At 62.4% G+C, this 17,560-nt stretch carries 26 protein-coding genes; 11 read left to right on the top strand and 15 right to left on the bottom strand.

Annotated features, from left to right (window positions below):
• Positions 1 to 9: 9 nt before the first annotated feature.
• Positions 10 to 729 carry a dienelactone hydrolase family protein gene (locus tag ACWNC0_RS09370; RefSeq protein ID WP_449471175.1) on the top strand — a complete coding sequence of 240 codons (720 nt, stop codon included), beginning with the start codon at positions 10 to 12 and terminating at the stop codon, positions 727 to 729.
• A 25-nt stretch (positions 730 to 754) separates the two neighbouring features.
• Here ACWNC0_RS09370 and ACWNC0_RS09365 read toward each other — a convergent pair whose 3' ends face one another.
• Together ACWNC0_RS09365 and ACWNC0_RS09360 are read right to left on the bottom strand one after the other, a co-directional pair.
• Entirely contained in the window at positions 755 to 1,885 is a 1,131-nt protein-coding gene (locus tag ACWNC0_RS09365; protein WP_449471173.1) for a M14 family metallopeptidase, read from the bottom strand.
• A complete protein-coding gene (locus ACWNC0_RS09360; RefSeq protein WP_449471171.1) occupies positions 1,882 to 2,478 on the bottom strand; it encodes a hypothetical protein in 597 nt (198 codons plus the stop codon). Before ACWNC0_RS09360 ends, ACWNC0_RS09365 begins: the two co-directional genes overlap by 4 nt.
• Positions 2,479 to 2,678: 200 nt before the next feature.
• Here ACWNC0_RS09360 and ykgO point away from each other — a divergent pair, with 200 nt between their 5' ends.
• Both ykgO and ACWNC0_RS09350 read left to right on the top strand, forming a co-directional pair.
• Positions 2,679 to 2,804 (top strand): type B 50S ribosomal protein L36, encoded by a 126-nt coding sequence (gene ykgO, locus ACWNC0_RS09355; RefSeq protein ID WP_004210176.1) that lies wholly within the window; start codon positions 2,679 to 2,681, stop codon positions 2,802 to 2,804.
• Positions 2,805 to 3,437, top strand: a complete 633-nt coding sequence (locus tag ACWNC0_RS09350; RefSeq protein WP_449471168.1) for an HAD family hydrolase — start codon at positions 2,805 to 2,807, stop codon at positions 3,435 to 3,437.
• On the opposite strand, the gene pyk is transcribed toward ACWNC0_RS09350, so the two are convergent.
• Positions 3,421 to 4,872, bottom strand: a complete 1,452-nt coding sequence (gene pyk / locus ACWNC0_RS09345; protein ID WP_449471167.1) for a pyruvate kinase — start codon at positions 4,870 to 4,872, stop codon at positions 3,421 to 3,423. The genes ACWNC0_RS09350 and pyk overlap by 17 nt on opposite strands.
• Positions 4,873 to 4,991: 119 nt before the next feature.
• On the opposite strand from pyk, the gene ACWNC0_RS09340 reads away from it, so the two are divergent.
• From ACWNC0_RS09340 to ruvC, 5 genes are all read left to right on the top strand, one after another.
• Complete coding sequence (locus ACWNC0_RS09340) at positions 4,992 to 5,279, top strand: DUF1244 domain-containing protein (protein WP_449474587.1); 288 nt, start codon at positions 4,992 to 4,994, stop codon at positions 5,277 to 5,279.
• Positions 5,280 to 5,324: 45 nt separating this feature from the next.
• A complete protein-coding gene (locus tag ACWNC0_RS09335) occupies positions 5,325 to 5,567 on the top strand; it encodes a DUF2312 domain-containing protein (protein ID WP_449471166.1) in 243 nt (80 codons plus the stop codon).
• A 93-nt stretch (positions 5,568 to 5,660) separates the two neighbouring features.
• Positions 5,661 to 5,987, top strand: a complete 327-nt coding sequence (locus ACWNC0_RS09330) for a heavy metal-binding domain-containing protein (protein WP_174525906.1) — start codon at positions 5,661 to 5,663, stop codon at positions 5,985 to 5,987.
• 64 nt (positions 5,988 to 6,051) lie between these two features.
• Positions 6,052 to 6,795 carry a YebC/PmpR family DNA-binding transcriptional regulator gene (locus tag ACWNC0_RS09325; protein ID WP_449471164.1) on the top strand — a complete coding sequence of 248 codons (744 nt, stop codon included), beginning with the start codon at positions 6,052 to 6,054 and terminating at the stop codon, positions 6,793 to 6,795.
• A 142-nt stretch (positions 6,796 to 6,937) separates the two neighbouring features.
• Positions 6,938 to 7,429: a crossover junction endodeoxyribonuclease RuvC gene (ruvC, locus tag ACWNC0_RS09320; protein ID WP_449471162.1), complete on the top strand. Its 492-nt coding sequence runs from the start codon at positions 6,938 to 6,940 to the stop codon at positions 7,427 to 7,429.
• Between the two features lie 67 nt (positions 7,430 to 7,496).
• Here the strand turns inward: ruvC and ACWNC0_RS09315 are convergent, their stop codons facing one another.
• The 5 genes from ACWNC0_RS09315 to ACWNC0_RS09295 form a co-directional block, all read right to left on the bottom strand.
• Positions 7,497 to 7,775: a DUF2218 domain-containing protein gene (locus tag ACWNC0_RS09315; protein WP_449471160.1), complete on the bottom strand. Its 279-nt coding sequence runs from the start codon at positions 7,773 to 7,775 to the stop codon at positions 7,497 to 7,499.
• A complete protein-coding gene (locus ACWNC0_RS09310) occupies positions 7,772 to 7,897 on the bottom strand; it encodes a hypothetical protein (RefSeq protein WP_449471159.1) in 126 nt (41 codons plus the stop codon). The genes ACWNC0_RS09315 and ACWNC0_RS09310 overlap by 4 nt, the downstream gene beginning before the upstream one ends.
• Before the next feature lie 90 nt (positions 7,898 to 7,987).
• Entirely contained in the window at positions 7,988 to 8,542 is a 555-nt protein-coding gene (locus ACWNC0_RS09305; RefSeq protein WP_449471158.1) for a nucleotide exchange factor GrpE, read from the bottom strand.
• On the bottom strand, positions 8,539 to 9,582 hold the full coding sequence (hrcA, locus tag ACWNC0_RS09300) for a heat-inducible transcriptional repressor HrcA (RefSeq protein ID WP_449471157.1): 1,044 nt from the start codon (positions 9,580 to 9,582) through the stop codon (positions 8,539 to 8,541). Before hrcA ends, ACWNC0_RS09305 begins: the two co-directional genes overlap by 4 nt.
• 43 nt (positions 9,583 to 9,625) lie before the next feature.
• Positions 9,626 to 10,135, bottom strand: a complete 510-nt coding sequence (locus ACWNC0_RS09295; RefSeq protein WP_449471155.1) for a DUF6438 domain-containing protein — start codon at positions 10,133 to 10,135, stop codon at positions 9,626 to 9,628.
• 94 nt (positions 10,136 to 10,229) lie between these two features.
• On the opposite strand from ACWNC0_RS09295, the gene rph reads away from it, so the two are divergent.
• Positions 10,230 to 10,946 (top strand): ribonuclease PH, encoded by a 717-nt coding sequence (rph, locus tag ACWNC0_RS09290; protein ID WP_449471153.1) that lies wholly within the window; start codon positions 10,230 to 10,232, stop codon positions 10,944 to 10,946.
• 99 nt (positions 10,947 to 11,045) lie between these two features.
• Positions 11,046 to 11,675: an RdgB/HAM1 family non-canonical purine NTP pyrophosphatase gene (rdgB, locus tag ACWNC0_RS09285; RefSeq protein ID WP_449471152.1), complete on the top strand. Its 630-nt coding sequence runs from the start codon at positions 11,046 to 11,048 to the stop codon at positions 11,673 to 11,675.
• A gap of 16 nt (positions 11,676 to 11,691) precedes the next feature.
• Here rdgB and ACWNC0_RS09280 read toward each other — a convergent pair whose 3' ends face one another.
• The gene (locus ACWNC0_RS09280) at positions 11,692 to 12,300 is read right to left on the bottom strand and encodes a CAP domain-containing protein (protein WP_449471151.1); all 609 of its coding nucleotides are present in this window, start codon (positions 12,298 to 12,300) and stop codon (positions 11,692 to 11,694) included.
• A gap of 58 nt (positions 12,301 to 12,358) precedes the next feature.
• On the opposite strand from ACWNC0_RS09280, the gene hemW reads away from it, so the two are divergent.
• Positions 12,359 to 13,534, top strand: coding sequence for a radical SAM family heme chaperone HemW (hemW, locus tag ACWNC0_RS09275; RefSeq protein WP_449471150.1), 1,176 nt, complete (start codon positions 12,359 to 12,361; stop codon positions 13,532 to 13,534).
• 10 nt (positions 13,535 to 13,544) lie between these two features.
• Here the strand turns inward: hemW and grxD are convergent, their stop codons facing one another.
• The 6 genes from grxD to ACWNC0_RS09245 all read right to left on the bottom strand — a co-directional run bounded on the left by grxD (position 13,545) and on the right by ACWNC0_RS09245 (position 17,515).
• Positions 13,545 to 13,877 carry a Grx4 family monothiol glutaredoxin gene (gene grxD, locus ACWNC0_RS09270; protein WP_449471149.1) on the bottom strand — a complete coding sequence of 111 codons (333 nt, stop codon included), beginning with the start codon at positions 13,875 to 13,877 and terminating at the stop codon, positions 13,545 to 13,547.
• A gap of 64 nt (positions 13,878 to 13,941) precedes the next feature.
• The gene (locus tag ACWNC0_RS09265) at positions 13,942 to 14,175 is read right to left on the bottom strand and encodes a BolA/IbaG family iron-sulfur metabolism protein (protein WP_176591755.1); all 234 of its coding nucleotides are present in this window, start codon (positions 14,173 to 14,175) and stop codon (positions 13,942 to 13,944) included.
• Positions 14,176 to 14,193: 18 nt separating this feature from the next.
• On the bottom strand, positions 14,194 to 14,517 hold the full coding sequence (locus ACWNC0_RS09260) for a DUF1476 domain-containing protein (protein WP_196225322.1): 324 nt from the start codon (positions 14,515 to 14,517) through the stop codon (positions 14,194 to 14,196).
• A gap of 58 nt (positions 14,518 to 14,575) precedes the next feature.
• The gene (gene leuD, locus ACWNC0_RS09255) at positions 14,576 to 15,169 is read right to left on the bottom strand and encodes a 3-isopropylmalate dehydratase small subunit (RefSeq protein WP_449471147.1); all 594 of its coding nucleotides are present in this window, start codon (positions 15,167 to 15,169) and stop codon (positions 14,576 to 14,578) included.
• 109 nt (positions 15,170 to 15,278) lie between these two features.
• Positions 15,279 to 16,733: a 3-isopropylmalate dehydratase large subunit gene (gene leuC, locus ACWNC0_RS09250; protein WP_449471146.1), complete on the bottom strand. Its 1,455-nt coding sequence runs from the start codon at positions 16,731 to 16,733 to the stop codon at positions 15,279 to 15,281.
• A 95-nt stretch (positions 16,734 to 16,828) separates the two neighbouring features.
• Positions 16,829 to 17,515, bottom strand: coding sequence for a glutathione S-transferase family protein (locus tag ACWNC0_RS09245; RefSeq protein WP_449471145.1), 687 nt, complete (start codon positions 17,513 to 17,515; stop codon positions 16,829 to 16,831).
• Positions 17,516 to 17,560: the final 45 nt, after the last annotated feature.

Here is a 17,560-nt window from a genome sequence, read left to right as displayed (position 1 = left end):
AGGCTTGCCATGACTATCACTCGCCGCGTCACGGTTCATGAAGGACCCGGTGGAACCTTCGAGAGCATGGCCGTCTTCGACAAAGCCGCTGGCGCACCCCGGCCCGGCATCCTGCTTTTCCCTAATGCACTGGGCACCAAGGAAGCGGACTTCGTCTACGCTCAAAAGGTCGTGGAACTGGGATACACACTATTGGTCGCGGACATCTATGGTCAGGGCAAGCGAGCCAGCCGCGATGACCCCGATATGGCGCGCTACATGAACGAGGTGAATGCTGACCGCGCCCTGCTGCGTGACCGGCTCAATGCGGCTCATTCCGTCCTCAAATCACTTCCCGAAGCGGACGCGAGCCGGACGGCCGCGATCGGCTTCTGCTTCGGCGGCAAATGCGTGCTCGATCTGGCGCGCAGCGGGGCCGACATCGCGGGCGGCGTCAGCTTCCATGGGATTTATGACGCGCCAGCTTTTCCCAACGCCGCCATCAGCGCGAAGCTGTTGGTGTGCCACGGTTGGGACGATCCCTTGGCTCCCCCAGCCACTACGGTGGCATTGGCCGACGAACTGACGAAAGCGGGATGCGATTGGCAGATCCATGCTTATGGGAACACCGGACACGCATTTACCGATCAGGCGGTCAACATGCCGGAAAAGGGGCTCGCCTACAGCCCCGACGCGGACCACCGCAGCTTCCGATCGATGAGGGACTTTCTCGCCAGCCTGTTTAACTAGGCTGACCGCCTTCAGTGCATCCAGCTCAAAGCTCCCCGATCATCTCCGCCAAAACCGCAAGGCAGTCCTTGGCAAGCTGCTTCGACCGTGCCGGGGACCAGCCAAATTCCGGATCGGGCAAATCATCATTGTCCTTGAAGGGCATTTCCAGCGTCATCGCGACCGCGCCGAAACGTTCGGCGACCTGATTGGTGGACATGGTCAGGTTGCCCTTGCCCGGCGCCGATGAAGGATAGCCGCGCACCGTCTGAAAATCAGGCGTCCGGGCCGCGAGTGTATCCCGAAAGCGATTATAGAGGGCGAGTTGCCGCTCGCCGAGTGAAGGGATGCCTTCAAAGCCCGCCAGGAACACTGCGGCGATAGCTTCGTCGCCATGCACGTCCATGGCGAAGTCGACCCCCGTCCGGTCCATTTCCTGCCGGACAAGGTAGACCTCCGGACTGCGGTCCATCGATGGTTCGTGCCATTCACGGTTGAGGTTCACGCCCGCCGCGTTGGTCCGCAGATGTCCCCGGCGGCTGCCGTCAGGGTTCATGTTGGGCACGATATGGAATGTCGCCTTGGCGCGGAGCAGCCGGGCGACGGCATCCTCCTCGTCGCAGAGCCGTTCCAGCGCGCCTTCCATCCACCACTGCGCCATCGTCTCGCCGGGATGCTGGCGGGCGTAGAGCCAGACCTGCTTTGTCCCATCACCCAGCGTCAGAAGGTCGAGGGGCTGCTTGTCGAGCGTCAGGCCCAATTCCCGATGCTCGACCCCCGGCTGACAACCCGCCCATGCGATCAGGTCGTGGTGCCGCTCCATCGAATAAGGCGCAAAATATGCGACCCACAGCGCGTTGCGATCCGGCGAAAGACTGATGGTGAGGACGCCGTCGGCATAGCGGGTGTCCGCCTGCGTCCAGACTTCCCGATCTTCGCTGATGCGCGCCTTATAGCCCGGCCAGCCATCCGGATAGGCGGAGGTCCCGCCATTGACGATAGCCAATTCCACTTCCCGCCCGGCAACGCCCGCGATGCGGAAGTGGAACCATTGGTAGAAGTCGCTTTGCCTGTCCTTGACGATCTCCAGCTCGGCCCGGACCCTGTCGCCAGTATCGATAATGGAAAGAACGCGAATATTGCCGCTGTCGAAGGCATTGCTGATCGAGATGGTCATTTCACGGTTATAGTGCGCCCCGATTCCCCCGGATAGCCCCCGATCAACGCACTGGCGAGCTTTTGCGCGGCGATACCGGGCTGAGCGGCGGGCGTACCCTCGCGCGCCTGGGTCAATGCCCGGCCTTCCCAGATCGTCGTCGAATCGGATCGCCTGCGGATCTGCACCTGCAACTCCGTCGTCACCATATCCTTCGGCCGTCCCGACAGGTTGATGCCGATACCCAAGCCCAGCCCTGAATAGCCGCCGCTGCCGACTGCTCCGCCAACGCCTACACTCACGGGCCTGCCATCATTGCCGTAGCCAGTCGGACGGAAAGATCGGCGGAAACCGACCGATGCCACATAGTCGCTGCGCGCTCCGGCAGGTGCGGCGATGAAACCAACACGCTGCAACTCCTGCTCGACAGCAGCGGCATAGGTCCGGAATTCGAGCCCTGCATCGGGATTCGCAGCCATTTCTTCCACCGCCAACGTTCCGTTTTGCGCCGGATTTCCGACATGGAAGCGGGTTACCTCGACGGGTGGCACCGCCGTCGCACATCCGGCGAGTGACAGGGCAAGGAATGAGGGAAGGAGTATCTGCTTGATCATGCTAATCTCCGACAAAGATGCGGCAGTCGATAGACGATGCCGAACCGGATATCCCTTCAACAGTTGAAGCCATGTCTTTGCTGCATATGGCATGAACGGGGCAAAAGTGCGGCCAGCCGCCCTTGACTTTCAGCCGCCCCACCCATAGGGGCTGCGCTTCGATTTTCCGATCACGCAAGATTCTTAGAAGGCTGACTTCCATGAAGATCCGCAACTCGCTCAAGTCGCTCAAGGGCCGTCACCGGGACAACCGCGTGATCCGCCGTCGCGGCCGTACCTATGTTATCAACAAGACCAATCGCCGCTTCAAGGCCCGCCAGGGCTAATTGAGCGAGCCGATCTCCGCCGTCATATTCGACGTCGGACAGGTTCTGTACCATTGGGAGCCTCGGCTCCTCTACGAGCGCCTGATCGATGATGATCGGGCGCTCGACGCGTTTCTGCGCGATGTCGTGTCGATGGAATGGCATTGCCAGCACGACATGGGCCGTCCGTTCGCGGAAACCAGCGCTGAACTGATCGATAGCCATCCGGAACATGAAGCGCTGATTCGGATATGGGGCGAGCGTTTCATCGACAGCGTCCAACCAGCCGTTGCAGGCATGGCGCAATTGGTCGGCGAATTACGTGGGCAGGGCGTAGCGCTCTACGGCCTCACCAATTTCAGCGCGGAATTCTGGGAGTCCTTTCACGCGCGGGAGGCGGATTTCTTCGCTAACTTTCGCGACATTCTGGTGTCTGGCGCTGAAGGGTTGGTGAAGCCCGACCCTGCCATCTACCGCTTAGCGCTCAGCCGCTTTGGCCTGCGCACCGAGGAGGCTTTCTTCATCGATGATCGGGTAGAAAATGTCGCGGCGGCGGAAGCGCTAGGCATTCGCAGCCACCTCTTCCGGGACGCAGAGACCTTGCGCCGCGATCTTGCAGCGCAAGGCCTGCTACAGCTTAATCCCGCCCTGTAAGCTCATCACCGCGAATGGCGGTGACATGCAGCACGTTGGTTGACCCCGGAGTGCCGAAGGGGACCCCGGCCAACACAACGATCTTGCTGCCCTTCTGCGTCATATTATGCCGCAGCGCCATGCGCCGGGCCTTGCCGACCATTTCCTCGAACGTGTCGATATCCTTGGTGCGCACCGCATGCACGCCCCAGGTCAGACCCAGTTTTCGGGCGGTGTCGAGCCGGGGGGTGAGCGCCAGGATCGGCGTCAGCGGCCGCTCGCGCGCTACACGGCGCACCGTGCTGCCTGATGAAGTGAAGCAGGTGATCGCGCTTGCCCCAACGACCGAGACGATGCCCGCCGCCCCTTCCGCCAGCGCGTCGGCGGTAGTCGCGTCCGGCTTGGTTTCGGTGAAATGCAGCCGGGCGAAATAGCCGGGGTCACGCTCTACGCTGTGGGCGATGCTATCCATCATCGCGACCGCCTCTTCGGGCCAATCGCCCGCCGCGGTTTCCGCCGACAACATGATCGCGTCGGCGCCATCATAGACGGCGGTGGCGACGTCCGACACTTCGGCGCGGGTGGGCGTCGGCGCCTTGATCATCGATTCGAGCATCTGCGTGGCGACCACCACCGGCCGCCCCATGCGCCGGGCCGTCGCGACAATCTGCTTCTGAAGCGGCGGCACGGCCTGGGGCGGCAGTTCGACGCCCAGGTCGCCGCGCGCGACCATCACGCCGTCGGCCAGCTCCAATATCTCCTCCAGCCGCTGGACCGCGGCGGGCTTCTCGATCTTCGCCATCAGCGCGCCATGGCCGCCCATCAGCTTGCGCGCTTCAGCGAGATCCTCGGGGCGCTGCACGAAACTCAAGGCAATCCAATCGCAGCCCTGCTCAACAGCGAAGCTCAGGTCGCGCCGGTCCTTTTCCGTCAAGGCGGGTACGGGAACGACCACATCGGGTACGTTAACGCCCTTGCGGTTCGACAGGGTGCCACCGACCTCGACCACCGTTTCGATCCGGTCATCGGACACATTCTTCACCCGCAGCACCAGCTTGCCGTCGTCCAGTAGCAGCCGGGTTTCAGGGACCAGCGCCGCGTAGATTTCCGGGTGTGGCAGGTTCACGCGCCGTGCGTCGCCCGGCGTTTCGTCGCGGTCGAGTATGAAGGATGCACCCACCTCCAGAACGGCAAGGCCGCTCTTGAACGTACCGACACGCAGCTTGGGTCCTTGCAAGTCGCCCAATATGGTCGTCGGCCGCCCGAATTCCTTTTCCAGCGCCCGGATGGACGCGATACGCGACGCATGATCCTCATGCGCTCCATGGCTCATGTTGATGCGGAAAGCGTCTGCCCCGGCGATGAACAGCGCGCGGATCACTTCCGGCGTGTCGCTCGCGGGGCCAAGGGTCGCCAAAATCCGGACCTTGCGCGAACGGGGCGGCAGTTTCGTCATTCTCAAAAAGCTCCTGGCCGTCATGGTCGCGCCCTGGCTTGCCAGAGCGCCGTTTTCGATTATCCCTACTGCACGACAGGATGATGTAGATCAGCGAAAGGATCGCCTTGGCCGACAATATGCTCAACGATGCGGTTGCCGCAACCGCCTTCCGCCGCCTGATTGCGCATTTGCAGCACAGGACCGACGTCCAGAACATCGATCTGATGGGAACGGCGGGCTTTTGCCGCAATTGCCTTGCCGATTGGATCGCGGAAGCCGACGGCAATCTGAGCAAGGACGAGGCGCGCGAAATCATCCACGGCATGCCCTTTTCGGAGTGGAAACAACGCCATCAGAGCGAGGCGACGCCGGAACAGATCGCAAAGATGCAGGAGAGTGTGGCGAAGAACGCCGACAATCATTAGGAGCGTGCGCCAACCCGATTCACATTCAATCCGGAGATACATTATATGAGCGAGGGCAACGTCGCCGCCGATCAGCTACGCCTTCTTATCGAACGCATCGAGCGGCTCGAGGAAGAGAAGAAAGGCATCGGCGACGATATCAAGGACGTGTATCTGGAGGCCAAGGCGACCGGCTATGATCCGAAGATCATGCGCCAGATCGTCCGCCTGCGCAAAATGCCGCAGCATGACCGGCAGGAAATGGAAGCTATTCTCCAAACCTATCTGTCCGCGCTCGGGATGGAATAATCCATCCCTCGCCGTTCGCCCTGAGCTTGTCGAAGGGCCTTTCTTCCTACAAGACAGGCCCCTCGACCGCATCAAGACGCAGGGAGACACGTCATGTCCGAGATCATCGTCAGCACCACCAGCCGCCTCGAAGGGCGTCCGGCAAAGGAATATCTCGGCATCGTCACCGGCGAGGTGATCGTGGGCGCCAACCTCTTCCGTGACCTGTTCGCTAGTGTGCGGGACATCGTCGGGGGCCGTTCGGGCGCTTATGAGGATGTCCTCCAGCGCGCCCGCGAACAGGCCATTGGCGAGATGAGGATGCGCGCGGCGACGCTGGGCGCCAATGCCGTGGTCGGGGTCGACCTCGATTATGAAGTGCTGGGTTCGAACGGGTCGATGCTGATGGTGTCGGCATCCGGCACCGCGATCCTCGTCTAGTTGCGCTTGGGCAGGACGCCCGCTAGAGAGCGCGCTTCGGATCAGACAAGATTAGGAGCAGGCCGTGGCCGGCCATAGCAAATTCAAGAACATCATGCATCGCAAGGGCGCGCAGGACAAAAAGCGTTCCTCGATGTTCTCCAAGCTCAGCCGCGAAATCACCGTGGCGGCGAAGATGGGCATGCCCGACCCGGACATGAACCCCCGCCTCCGCCTCGCCATCAACGCGGCCAAGGCGCAGTCCATGCCCAAGGACAATATCCAGCGCGCCATCGACAAGGCGATCGGCGGCGACACGGAGAATTACGAGGAAATCCGCTACGAGGGCTACGGCCCCGGCGGCGTCGCGATCATCGTCGAGGCGCTGACCGACAACCGCAACCGTACCGCGACCAACGTCCGCACCGCCTTTTCCAAGAATGGCGGCAATCTGGGCGCGTCTGGCGCGGTCAGCCATGGCTTCGACCGCATGGGCCTGATCACGTATCCGGCAAGCGCTGGCGATGCCGATGCGATCTTCGAGGCTGCTCTGGAAGCGGGCGCGGACGATGTGTCGTCGAACGAAGACGAACATGAAATCTGGACCGCCATGGACGCGCTGCACGAAGTCGCCAAGGCGCTGGAAGGCAAGCTCGGCCCGGCCGAAGGCGCGAAGCTCGCCTGGAAGCCGCAGACGACCGTCGAAGTCGATGAAGGCAGCGCTGCGACCCTGATGAAGCTGGTCGACACGCTGGAAGATGATGACGACGTCCAGACCGTGTGGGGCAATTATGAAGTGTCCGACGAGGTCATGGAGAAGCTGGGTTGATAAACACCCTCCCCTCTCCCCGGCGGGGAGAGGGTTGTTCGGCGTCGAGAATCCGGCTGCTACCTTCCCCTCTCCAAGTCCGGCTAACCGGCAGGCCGGTAAACCTCCCTATCCTCTCACCTGAAGGGGCGAGGATGCTCTCATGATCATCCTTGGACTCGACCCCGGCCTTGGCACCACTGGCTGGGGCTTGATCGCGGCTGACGGCAATCGCCTCACCCACATCGCCAACGGGCAGATCAAGACCGACGCCGAAATGGCGCTTGCGACGCGCCTGTTGGCGCTTGATCTCGCGCTCACTGACCTGATCCTCGAACATCAGCCCAATGGCGCGGCGGTCGAAGAAGTATTCGTCAACGTAAACCCGCAATCAACGCTGAAGCTGGGGCAGGCACGCGGCGTCGTGCTGCTTGCGGCATCCCGGTCGGGGATGGAGGTTGGCGAATATGCGGCGCGGCTTGTCAAAAAATCCGTCGTCGGCGTTGGCAACGCGTCGAAAGATCAGGTCCACGCCATGGTTTCGCGGCTGTTGCCGGGAGCCAAGGTTGCGGGACCGGATGCGTCCGATGCGCTCGCCGTGGCGATAACGCATGCCCATCACCTTGCCAGCGCGCGCCGTATTCCGCTCCGATGAGAGCGCAGACAAGCCTGGAAGCAAGATACCGGATCAAGTCCGGGATGACGGATGTGTTCTAAGGCGGTCACTGCCAATCGAAGCTTAGCGGGGCTTCCCGAAAGGCAAAGCGGTCGAGATGGTCGGCCACGACTTGCTTGAAACGTTCCACGTCAGCACCCTCCACCGGGTCGATAGCCACCGTCAGCGTGTCTTCGTCGGCAGCCATGCGGATCGGCCCCATAGGAAAGGCGATCACGCCCTGCTGCGCATCGAAGTCGGTTTCAAACTTGTGGCTCCAATGCTTGCACAGCTGCTGGAGATAGCGGCTGCCGTTTTTGGTCGGCACATTGGCGGTCAGGATCATGGGTCGAGCCTTTCGATCTGGCTGGCCGCTTCGTCGATCCGAGCGGCGACGTCGACCATGCTTTGGGAATCGGCGCCTTGCCTTTCAAGCCGCCCACGCACGGCCACGGAAAAATTGTGCATCGTCCGCAGCGGAGCCTTCTGCCCTCCCGCATATGAAAAAACCCGCCGGATCAAGCCCGGCGGGTTTTTGGATTGGCTCGTGAATGGTCGTCAGTCGGGCTTCTTGGCAACACTCACCAAGGCCGGGCGCAGCAGGCGATCACGGATCGTGTATCCCGCCTGCATCTCCACCAGCACTGTCCCGGGCTCAACATCATCCGACGGCACTTCCATCATCGCCTGATGCTTGTTGGGATCAAGCGGCTGTCCAACCGACACCAGCTTTTCGATGCCATTGCGGCCAAAGACGCCTTCCAGTTCCCGGCCCGTCGCTTCGAGGCCAGCGACCAGCCCCTTGAACTTTTCATCCTCGCGCAGTTCCGCCGGGATGGTTTGCAGCGCGCGCCCCAGATTGTCCGCCACCGAGAGCATGTCCCGCGCGAACGACGTCGTCGCATAGGCGCGCGTGTCGGCCAGTTCCTTTTCAAGCCGCCGACGGACATTCTGCGTTTCGGCATGGGCGTAGAGCGCGTCCTGCTTCGCCGCCGCCAGCTCACCCTCCAGCGCTGCAAGGCGTTCAGCAGCCGCATCGCCCACAGGCGCTGCGTCCTCGGGCAGTTCGTCAACGACTTCAGTATTTTCGATATTCAGCTTGTCTTCGCTCATCTCATCAATCTCGATAACGTCTGCGCAGTGAAATCCACCATGGGGATCACTCGCGCGTAGTTCAAGCGCGTCGGGCCAATGACGCCGACCACGCCGACAACACGGCCATCGCCGCCACGGTAAGGCGCGGCTATGACCGAAGAACCGGAGAGGGAAAAGAGCTTGTTTTCCGACCCGATGAAGATTTTCGTCGCGCTGCCCGCCAACGCGCCTTCCAGCAGGCGCGAAATCTCCTGCTTGCCTTCCAGTTGTTCGAGCAACTGGCGCACCCGTTCCAGGTCGGCGGCGGTGCCATCATCCAGCAGATGCGCCTGACCACGCACGATCAGGACGGGACGGTCATCCGCATCCTGCGACCAGACAGCGATACCACGCGCCACCAGTTCCCGCGCCGCACCCTGAAGCGCGGTCCTCTCGCCCTCCATCTCGCGGCGCAGCGCTTCGCCCGCCTCCCTGAGCGTCATTCCGGCAAAGCGCGCGGACATGAAGTTCGCCGCTTCGTTCAGCATGCTGGGCGTCACGCCTGCGGGCATGTCGAGCACGCGGTTTTCTACAGAGCCGTCTTGTCCCACCAGCACGGCCAGCGCCTGACGATCATTGAGCGGCACGAAACCGAATTGGCGCATCACCGGCTCGCGCTTAGGCACCATGACGATGCCCGCGCAGGCGGAGAGGCCCGATAGCGCGGCGGTGGCGGCGGACAATGCTTCCTCGATCGGGCCACCCTCGGCAATGCCTGCCTCGATCGCGCGGCGTTCCTCGACCGAAGGCTCGGCAGCCTGCATCATGCCATCGACAAAAAGGCGCAATCCGGTTTCGGTCGGCATGCGCCCTGCCGAAGTGTGCGGGGCGGCCAACAGGCCCAACTCCTCCAGATCCTGCATGACGTTGCGGATCGATGCGGGCGACAGACTGAGCGAGGCGATTTTGCTGATGGTGCGCGAACCCACGGGCAGGCCGGTGCCGAGATAGCTTTCGACCACCACCCGGAAAACGTCGCGCGCCCGCTCATTGAGTTCGGTAACTGGTGTGACCGCCATGCGCCCCTATCTAGGCGAGCGAAGGGCCGTACTCAAGCCGGGGCTATCTGACGGCGGACGGCTTCACCATCGCGTCGATGTCCAGCATCCGGGGAACGGCCGCAATGGTGGCACGCAGCTTTCCATAACCGGCGTCCATGCATCCCGACTGAAACTCCAGCCGGGTGGTCGGCTGCTGATCCCTGGTCCATTCGATGGTGTAGCCGGGCATGTCGGTCGCGAAGCGGGTGCAATTCTCCCCATGGGTGATGCGCCGGACTGTTCCTGCGGGAGGCCGGAACTGCGCCAGCGCGGCGCGGAAACGGCGATATTGCGCTGGGGTAACGGTGAAGCGCGTCGCGCCCGGAACGGCCGTGAACCGCTCAGGCTCCAGCAAGCCTGAGCCATCAGGCGTCACCTGCAGGCTGTAACTGGGGCAGACGCCGAAACAGGGCCCCGCCGAAAAACGGATCGTGTCACCGCGGGCAGCGGGCTTTTCAAGTTCAACCCGCTCTGCCGCACAACCGGCTGTCAGGGCCGCGACCGCGAAAATCATCATCCGACGCAACTGCATGGGCGCTTCCTACCATCTTTCGCACGTATCGCCACTGGCAAGACGACGCTCCCAGCGCTAAGCCGCACCGACTGAACCCTTCGGAGAAAATTTTATGCGTCCTTCCGGCCGCGCGCCCGACCAGATGCGCGACATCACCATGGAGCCCGGCTTCACCATCCATGCCGAGGGCAGCTGCCTGGTCAGCTTCGGCGATACGCGGGTGCTGTGCACCGCTTCGGCGGAGGAGAAGGTGCCGCCCTTCCTGCGCGGCAAGGGTTCAGGCTGGGTGACGGCGGAATATGGCATGCTGCCCCGCGCCACCCATACGCGCGGCAGCCGTGAGGCAGCCAAGGGCAAGCAGTCGGGCCGCACGCAGGAAATTCAGCGTTTGATCGGCCGGTCGCTGCGCACCGTCGTTGATATGAAAAAGCTGGGCGAGCGGCAGATTGTTATCGATTGCGACGTGATCCAGGCCGATGGCGGCACCCGCACGGCGGCGATTTCCGGCAGCTGGGTCGCGCTGCGCATCGCCATCGACAAGCTGATCGCTTCGGGTGCGCTGGCCGAAGATCCGATCATCCAGAAGGTCGCGGCGATCAGCTGCGGCATCTATAATGGCACGCCGGTGCTGGACCTCGATTATGCCGAGGACAGCAATGCCGAAACCGACGCCAACCTGATCCTGACCGGCGATGGCAAGTTTGCCGAAGTGCAGGCGACGGCTGAGGGCGCCGCCTATGACGAGGAAGAGCTGCTGCGCCTGCTACGTCTGGCGCGCATCGGCTGCTCGCAGATTTTTGCTGCTCAGGACAAGGCGACGGGCCGCTAAGCGCGTTCGTCCGCTCGTTTCGAGTGTTTCGAGAAATGCTATCTATGCACTACGCGCTTCTCGACTATGCTCGAAGCGAACGGGGAGAATGACATAATCATGAGCGACGATTTCGGACAGGAACAGGCGATCCGCAAGCTGGGTCCCGGTAAGCTGGTGATCGCCAGCCATAACCCCGGCAAGGTGCGGGAAATTGGCGAACTGCTGGCCCCCTATGGGATCGAGACTGTGTCAGCAGCAGCGCTGGACCTGCCCGAACCGGAAGAAACGGGCACGACCTTCATCGCCAATGCAGAGCTGAAGGCAATGCAGGCGGCGGACCTGTCCGGGCTTCCCGCGCTGGCGGATGATAGCGGGCTGTGCGTTGAGGCGCTGAATGGCGATCCGGGCATCTTCTCCGCTCGCTGGGCGGGTGAGACGAAGGATTTCAGCATCGCGATGCAACGCGTCTGGGATGCAATCGAAGCCAAGGGGCCTGATGCCGGGCATGGCGCGCATTTCATCTGCGCGTTGGCGGTGGCTTGGCCCGATGGTCATGTCGAGGCTTTTGAGGGGCGGGTTGACGGCATCCTCATCTGGCCGCCGCGCGGGGACAAGGGCTTTGGCTATGACTCGATGTTCCAGCCGCTGGGCCACACGATCAGCTTTGGCGAGATGGAGCCGGAAAAGAAACATGCGATGAGCCATCGTGCGGATGCTTTCGCGCAGCTGGTCGCGGCGGTTTTTTAAAAAACGCGACGCGGGCTTATTCGCCCATGCTGGCCAGACGGGCGCCGAAGGGGCTGTCATCGGCGTCCAGCGGGCCTTTGCCAAAGGCGTTGCCCGCTGGAAAATAGCGGCAGACGAGATAATCGTAATTCTGCCCTTCGGCGAGGGCGCAGCCGACCTTCTGCGTGCCGCGCCAGATCATCTGCGTATAATGGCCGACATCTTCCCAGCGGCCCGACATGCTGATGTCCGGCAGCTTACCTCCACGCCGGAACAAGCGCTTTTCATCGAGGAAAGCGCCGATCATCGTCTCATATCCGTAGAGGCGGCGCGGACCCATCCAAAGATTTTCACCGCTGGGAACAGCGCGGGATGCGCGCGGGGAATGTTGGAAGCGGTTGGTCACGGCCATCTGCTGGGCATATTGGGCAGCATCCTGAGCGAGGGCGCTATCCCATGCCAACGGCGTGAGGCCCAGAGATTGGCGCTCGTCATTGTGCATGCCCAGTACGACGTCGCGCAGCAATAGGTTGCCGCGTTCCGCCTCTTCCATACCGTAATAGGCGGCGGGCATGACCGTCTGGGTCGGCGCCGCCCGGCCCAACGGGGAGGCTTTCGTGGGCTGATCAGCAATGATCCCTGTCATCGCGAGCGCTGCCATTGCTAGCCGTGCGGCCCAAAGCCGTCTAAGGACCCCCCCACTCATGCCCCTGCCCCCGATCGATTCCCCGGCCCCCGCGCCTGAACCTATGGCCTTATATGTGCACTGGCCATTTTGCGTTTCCAAATGTCCTTATTGCGATTTTAACAGCCATGTCCGTGCGGACATCGATACCGATGCCTGGCGCACCGCGCTGTTGGAGGATCTGGCTCATGAAGCGGGGCTGACTGGCGGGAGGCCGCTGTCATCCATCTTCTTTGGCGGCGGCACGCCATCGCTGATGCCGCCGGAGATCGTCTCGAACATCATGGACGCTGCAGCCAGCTACTGGCGGCCAACGGCGGACATGGAAATTACGCTGGAGGCTAATCCGAGTTCGGTGGAAGCGGCGCGCTTCACCGATCTGTCGCATGCGGGGGTGAACCGCGTGTCACTGGGGGTACAGGCGCTCGATAATCAGGCGCTGCATTTTCTCGGCCGGGCGCATGATGTGGGCGAGGCCCTGGCCGCGCTGGATGTCGCCCAATCGGTATTCGGGCGGGTGAACCTGGACCTCATCTATGCGCGGCCCGACCAGAGCGAGGCGGACTGGGAGGCGGAGCTGGCGCGCGGCCTGTCTTTTGGCACCGATCACCTGTCGCTTTATCAGCTGACGATCGAACCGGGCACACGGTTCGCCACGCTCGTTGCTCAGGGGAAGCTGACGCCCGCCGATCCGGACTATGCGGCGACCCTCTATGAGCAGACGCAGGCCATGACCGAGGCGGCCGGACTGCCCGCTTATGAAATCAGCAATCATGCGAAGCCCGGTCAGGAGAGCCGCCACAACCTTACCTATTGGCGCTATGGCACCTATGCCGGGATCGGTCCCGGCGCGCATGGACGGCGCGAGGGGATGGCGACGCTAAGGCATAAAAAGCCCGAAAACTGGATGGGTGCCGTGCAGCGCAACGGCCATGGACTGCAAAGCGAGGAAGCGTTGACGCCAGAAGATCGCGGGCGTGAAGCGCTGCTGATGGGATTGCGGCTTGCGGAGGGCGTCGATCTTGATCGCATCTCGGCGCTATCCGGTATCCCCGTCGAGCAGTTGATTGATGAAGCTGCCATTGCGCGGCTCGCCCAACTGGACCTGATCGAGCGCAAAGGGCAGCATCTGAAGATTACGCCAGCAGCCATGCTGCTACTGGACGCTATCCTTCCAGAGATCGTTAAAGTCTGATTGCGGCGCTTCAGTTGGCCGCTGCAACGCCTTCGTCGGTCATCAGCTGCTGAAGCTCACCGGCCTCGTACATTTCCATCATGATATCGCTGCCGCCGACAAATTCGCCCTTCACATAGAGCTGGGGGATGGTCGGCCAATCCGAAAAAGCCTTGATGCCCTGCCGCACCAGCTGGTCCTGCAACACGTCCACCGACTCATAGGCAACGCCCAGATGATCGAGGATGGCAATTGCACGACTGGAAAAACCACATTGCGGGAACAGGGGGGTGCCCTTCATGAAGAGCACGACGTCATTGCTGTTCACAATATCAGCGATCCGCTGATGCACGGCGTCGGTCATGGGTCGGTCCAGTCCTGTCGGGCGCTGCAAAAAGGCAATCAGCGCGCATGAAAAATGATAGCGGTTAGTTGGGAACGGCAGTGGTCAGTTGCAAGGCATGGAGCACGCCGCCCATCCGGCCGCCAAGCGCGGCATAGACGGCGCGCTGTTGCGCGACCCGGCTCATGCCCCGGAAGCTTTCCGCCACGACGCGCGCCGCATAATGATCGCCATCACCGGCGAGGTCGGTAATTTCGACCTCCGCGTCCGGAATAGCCGCCCGGATCATGTCCGCAATATCGTCGGCAGCCATTGGCATGGGGCGTGTCCGTCCTGCTTACTGGGCTTCGATGAATTGGCGGCGCGCGATCACCTGCTGCTCTTCCAGAGCCGCTCGCACGCCTGGCTCGTCAATGTCTACGCCCGCCTGGGTCATGTCGCCCACCAGCTTGCGAATGACATCCTCATCACCGGCTTCCTCGAAATCGGCCTGCACTACGGATTTGGCGTAGGCGTCGGTCTCTTCCGGCGTCAGCCCCATTTTGACCGCCGCCCATTCGCCGAGCAGCCGATTCCGCCGCGCCTGAATGCGGAACTGCATTTCCTGGTCATGGGCGAACATATTTTCAAAGGCCTTTTCGCGATCATCGAAAGTCGTCATGCCTGTGCCTTGTCAAAAAGAAGCTGAAGTCTGGGATGAGATAGGAAGATCGGGACGGTTACGCAACGGCAGGAACAAGCCAGGGCCGCAGCCCGGCGTCCTTCGCCTCGAACTGGCTGATCGTGTCAGCCTGCCCCAGCGTCAACCCGATCTCGTCCAGCCCGCCAAGCAGGCAATGCTTGCGGAAGGGATCGATTTCAAACTGGAATCGATCCTGAAACTGCGTCGTGACCGTCTGATGTTCCAGATCGACATGGATGGGATCGGTCTTCGCGACCTCCATCAGGCGGTCGATCGCTTCCTGCGGCAGAACCACAGTAAGGATGCCGTTCTTGAACGCGTTGCCGGAGAAAATGTCCGAGAAGCTCGGCGCGATCACCACCTTGATGCCAAGGTCGGCAAGCGCCCAGGCGGCATGTTCGCGGCTGGACCCGCAGCCGAAATTGTCGCCCGCGATCAGGATCGGGCTGCCAGCATATTCCGGATCGTCAAAGACGTTGCCCGGTTCCTTGCGCAGCACTTCGAACGCGCCCTTGCCAAGGCCCGAGCGCGAAATGGTCTTCAGCCAATGCGCCGGAATGACGATGTCGGTATCGACATTCTTCATCCCGAACGGATAGGCCTTGCCCTCAACGATATTCAGCTTGTCCATCAATGCGCCCGCTTGGTCTCCAGGCGGCGGCTGTCTTCCGCACGCCCGAGGGTCGCCGCCATGGCGGCACTGGCCAGCGCGCCGAGCGCCAGCACCCAGAATACCTTCTTCATGCGACCACCTCTCCCTGTTTTTCGTTCAGCAATTCTCGCACGTCGGTCAGATGTCCGGTGATGGCGGCAGCGGCTGCCATGGCGGGGGATACGAGATGGGTGCGCGAACCGGGGCCTTGGCGGCCCATGAAGTTGCGGTTGCTGGTGGAAGCGCAGCGCTCTCCGGCAGGCACCTTGTCCGGATTCATGCCCAGACACGCAGAGCAACCGGGTTCGCGCCATTCGAACCCGGCATCGGTGAAGATGCGGTCGAGCCCTTCGGCTTCGGCTTGCTGCTTCACCAGACCCGATCCGGGAACGACCAGCGCCTGCTTGATGCCGCTGGCGATATGCTTGTCCTTCAGCAGGGCGGCGGCGGCGCGCAAATCTTCTATGCGGCTGTTGGTGCAGCTGCCGATGAAGATATGTTCGACGACCACGTCCTCCATCCGCTGTCCGGCGGTGAGGCCCATATAGTCGAGGGACTTCTGCGCGGCGGCGCGCTTGGACGCGTCGGCGAAGCTTTCCGGATCGGGAACGACGCCGGTCACGGGCACGACGTCCTCGGGGCTGGTGCCCCAGGTGACGTTGGGCACGATGTCGGCGGCCTCGATCACGATCGTCTTGTCGAACTGCGCGCCTTCATCGGTCGCCAGCGTCTTCCAATAAGCGACGGCGGCATCCCAATCGGCACCCTTGGGCGCCATGGGGCGGCCCTTCAGATAGGCGACGGTCTTGTCATCCGGTGCGAACAGGCCCGAACGCGCGCCCGCCTCGATCGACATGTTGGCGACGGTCAGGCGACCCTCGATCGACATGTCGCGGAAGACAGAGCCGCGATATTCCATGACATAGCCGGTGCCGCCCGCCGTGCCGATACGGCCGCAGATGGCCAGCGCCACATCCTTGGGCGTGACGCCGAAGCCCAGTTCGCCTTCGACAACAACTTCCATGGTCTTCGACTGCTTCAGAAGCAGCGTCTGCGTGGCGAGCACATGCTCGACCTCCGACGTGCCGATGCCGAAGGCCAGCGCGCCTAGCGCCCCGTGCGAGCTGGTGTGGCTGTCGCCACAGACCAGCGTCGTGCCCGGCAGGGTGAAGCCCTGCTCCGGCCCCACTACGTGAACAATCCCCTGTTCAAGATCCGCATCGCCGATCAGGCGAACGCCGAACTCCGGCGCATTTCTTTCCAGCGCGGCAAGCTGCTGCGCGCTTTCTGGATCGGCGATGGGGATGCGGTTGCCCTGCGCATCGCGGCGGGGCGTCGTGGGCAGATTGTGATCCGGAACAGCGAGCGTCAGATCGGGGCGGCGCACCGGGCGGCCCGCTATCCTTAGACCCTCGAAGGCCTGGGGACTCGTCACCTCATGTACGAGGTGGCGGTCGATATAGATGAGGCAGGTTCCATCGGGACGGCGTTCAACGACATGCGCGTCCCAAATCTTCTCGTACAGCGTGCGGGGCTTGACCATAACCCTTTCCCCCTAGACCCAGAGCGGGCGCGGCGAAAGGGGGCATGGGACCAATATTTGCTGTCTACGCCGATAGCAGGCTTGCAAGGGGCAGGTCAGGACGCGCGGTAATCTTCTATGATGCGGCCAGCGGCGCCCACATCCGCCTCATGGCTTTCCTCCCGCCAGGTTTCGGCGAGAGCAGCGGCCTCCCATTCCCGCATTGCGGGGTGGGCCAGCATGTGATCGACCCATCCGTGCGCCACTGGCCCGACGTTCAGGTCATAGGTCCGTACCCGGAATGCGACGGGCGCGTAGAAGGCGTCGATCGCGGTGAAGGCTGGCCCGGCGAGGAAGGGACCGCCGAAGCGCTTCAGCCCCTCCCCCCACAATTCCGAAAGCCGCGCTATGTCGCGGTTCAGCTGTGGCGAGGGCAGGTCGCGTTCGACTCGCACGCCGACATTCATGGGGCATTCGTTGCGCAGGGTCGCAAAGCCGCTGTGCATTTCCGCAACGGCGCTTTGGGCGAAGGCGCGGGCGGATTCCTCCTGTGGCCATACGGCAGGGTGGCGATCGGCAAGATAGAGGGTGATGCCGAGGGAATCCCACACCGTCCGATCGCCATCGATCAAGGCCGGCACCTGCCCGGTTGGTGAAAAGTTGCGGAAGGCAGAGTAATTTATGCTCTGCACAAAGGGCTCAAGTCGATCCGCGAAGGGAATGCCGAGCGCCTTCATCAGCACCCAGGGACGCAGTGACCAGCTGGAATAATTCCGGTTCGCGGTAATGAGCGTGTAGGGCATGGGGGCTCTCCCGTCGGGTCTGACACCTGCAGGATAAGCGTCCAG

This window comes from Sphingobium chungangianum, assembly GCF_977014255.1.
The sequence above is the reverse complement of the archived record's forward strand: the minus strand, read 5'-3'. Positions and strand labels throughout refer to the sequence as shown.

Coding starts and splice junctions, on each gene's coding strand:
- ruvC (WP_449471162.1), top strand. CDS start 6,938: ATGATCATCCTTGGACTCGACCCCGGCCTTGGCACCACTGGCTGGGGC.
- ACWNC0_RS09335 (WP_449471166.1), top strand. CDS start 5,325: ATGAGCGAGGGCAACGTCGCCGCCGATCAGCTACGCCTTCTTATCGAA.
- ACWNC0_RS09260 (WP_196225322.1), bottom strand. CDS start 14,517: ATGACGACTTTCGATGATCGCGAAAAGGCCTTTGAAAATATGTTCGCC.
- ykgO (WP_004210176.1), top strand. CDS start 2,679: ATGAAGATCCGCAACTCGCTCAAGTCGCTCAAGGGCCGTCACCGGGAC.
- ACWNC0_RS09310 (WP_449471159.1), bottom strand. CDS start 7,897: ATGCACAATTTTTCCGTGGCCGTGCGTGGGCGGCTTGAAAGGCAAGGC.
- ACWNC0_RS09370 (WP_449471175.1), top strand. CDS start 10: ATGACTATCACTCGCCGCGTCACGGTTCATGAAGGACCCGGTGGAACC.
- rdgB (WP_449471152.1), top strand. CDS start 11,046: ATGAGCGACGATTTCGGACAGGAACAGGCGATCCGCAAGCTGGGTCCC.
- ACWNC0_RS09245 (WP_449471145.1), bottom strand. CDS start 17,515: ATGCCCTACACGCTCATTACCGCGAACCGGAATTATTCCAGCTGGTCA.
- ACWNC0_RS09295 (WP_449471155.1), bottom strand. CDS start 10,135: ATGCAGTTGCGTCGGATGATGATTTTCGCGGTCGCGGCCCTGACAGCC.
- ACWNC0_RS09315 (WP_449471160.1), bottom strand. CDS start 7,775: ATGATCCTGACCGCCAATGTGCCGACCAAAAACGGCAGCCGCTATCTC.
- hrcA (WP_449471157.1), bottom strand. CDS start 9,582: ATGGCGGTCACACCAGTTACCGAACTCAATGAGCGGGCGCGCGACGTT.
- grxD (WP_449471149.1), bottom strand. CDS start 13,877: ATGACCGACGCCGTGCATCAGCGGATCGCTGATATTGTGAACAGCAAT.
- ACWNC0_RS09265 (WP_176591755.1), bottom strand. CDS start 14,175: ATGCCAATGGCTGCCGACGATATTGCGGACATGATCCGGGCGGCTATT.
- pyk (WP_449471167.1), bottom strand. CDS start 4,872: ATGACGAAACTGCCGCCCCGTTCGCGCAAGGTCCGGATTTTGGCGACC.
- ACWNC0_RS09330 (WP_174525906.1), top strand. CDS start 5,661: ATGTCCGAGATCATCGTCAGCACCACCAGCCGCCTCGAAGGGCGTCCG.
- ACWNC0_RS09305 (WP_449471158.1), bottom strand. CDS start 8,542: ATGAGCGAAGACAAGCTGAATATCGAAAATACTGAAGTCGTTGACGAA.
- hemW (WP_449471150.1), top strand. CDS start 12,359: ATGCCCCTGCCCCCGATCGATTCCCCGGCCCCCGCGCCTGAACCTATG.
- ACWNC0_RS09340 (WP_449474587.1), top strand. CDS start 4,992: ATGCTCAACGATGCGGTTGCCGCAACCGCCTTCCGCCGCCTGATTGCG.
- leuD (WP_449471147.1), bottom strand. CDS start 15,169: ATGGACAAGCTGAATATCGTTGAGGGCAAGGCCTATCCGTTCGGGATG.
- rph (WP_449471153.1), top strand. CDS start 10,230: ATGCGTCCTTCCGGCCGCGCGCCCGACCAGATGCGCGACATCACCATG.
- ACWNC0_RS09280 (WP_449471151.1), bottom strand. CDS start 12,300: ATGACAGGGATCATTGCTGATCAGCCCACGAAAGCCTCCCCGTTGGGC.
- ACWNC0_RS09360 (WP_449471171.1), bottom strand. CDS start 2,478: ATGATCAAGCAGATACTCCTTCCCTCATTCCTTGCCCTGTCACTCGCC.
- leuC (WP_449471146.1), bottom strand. CDS start 16,733: ATGGTCAAGCCCCGCACGCTGTACGAGAAGATTTGGGACGCGCATGTC.
- ACWNC0_RS09365 (WP_449471173.1), bottom strand. CDS start 1,885: ATGACCATCTCGATCAGCAATGCCTTCGACAGCGGCAATATTCGCGTT.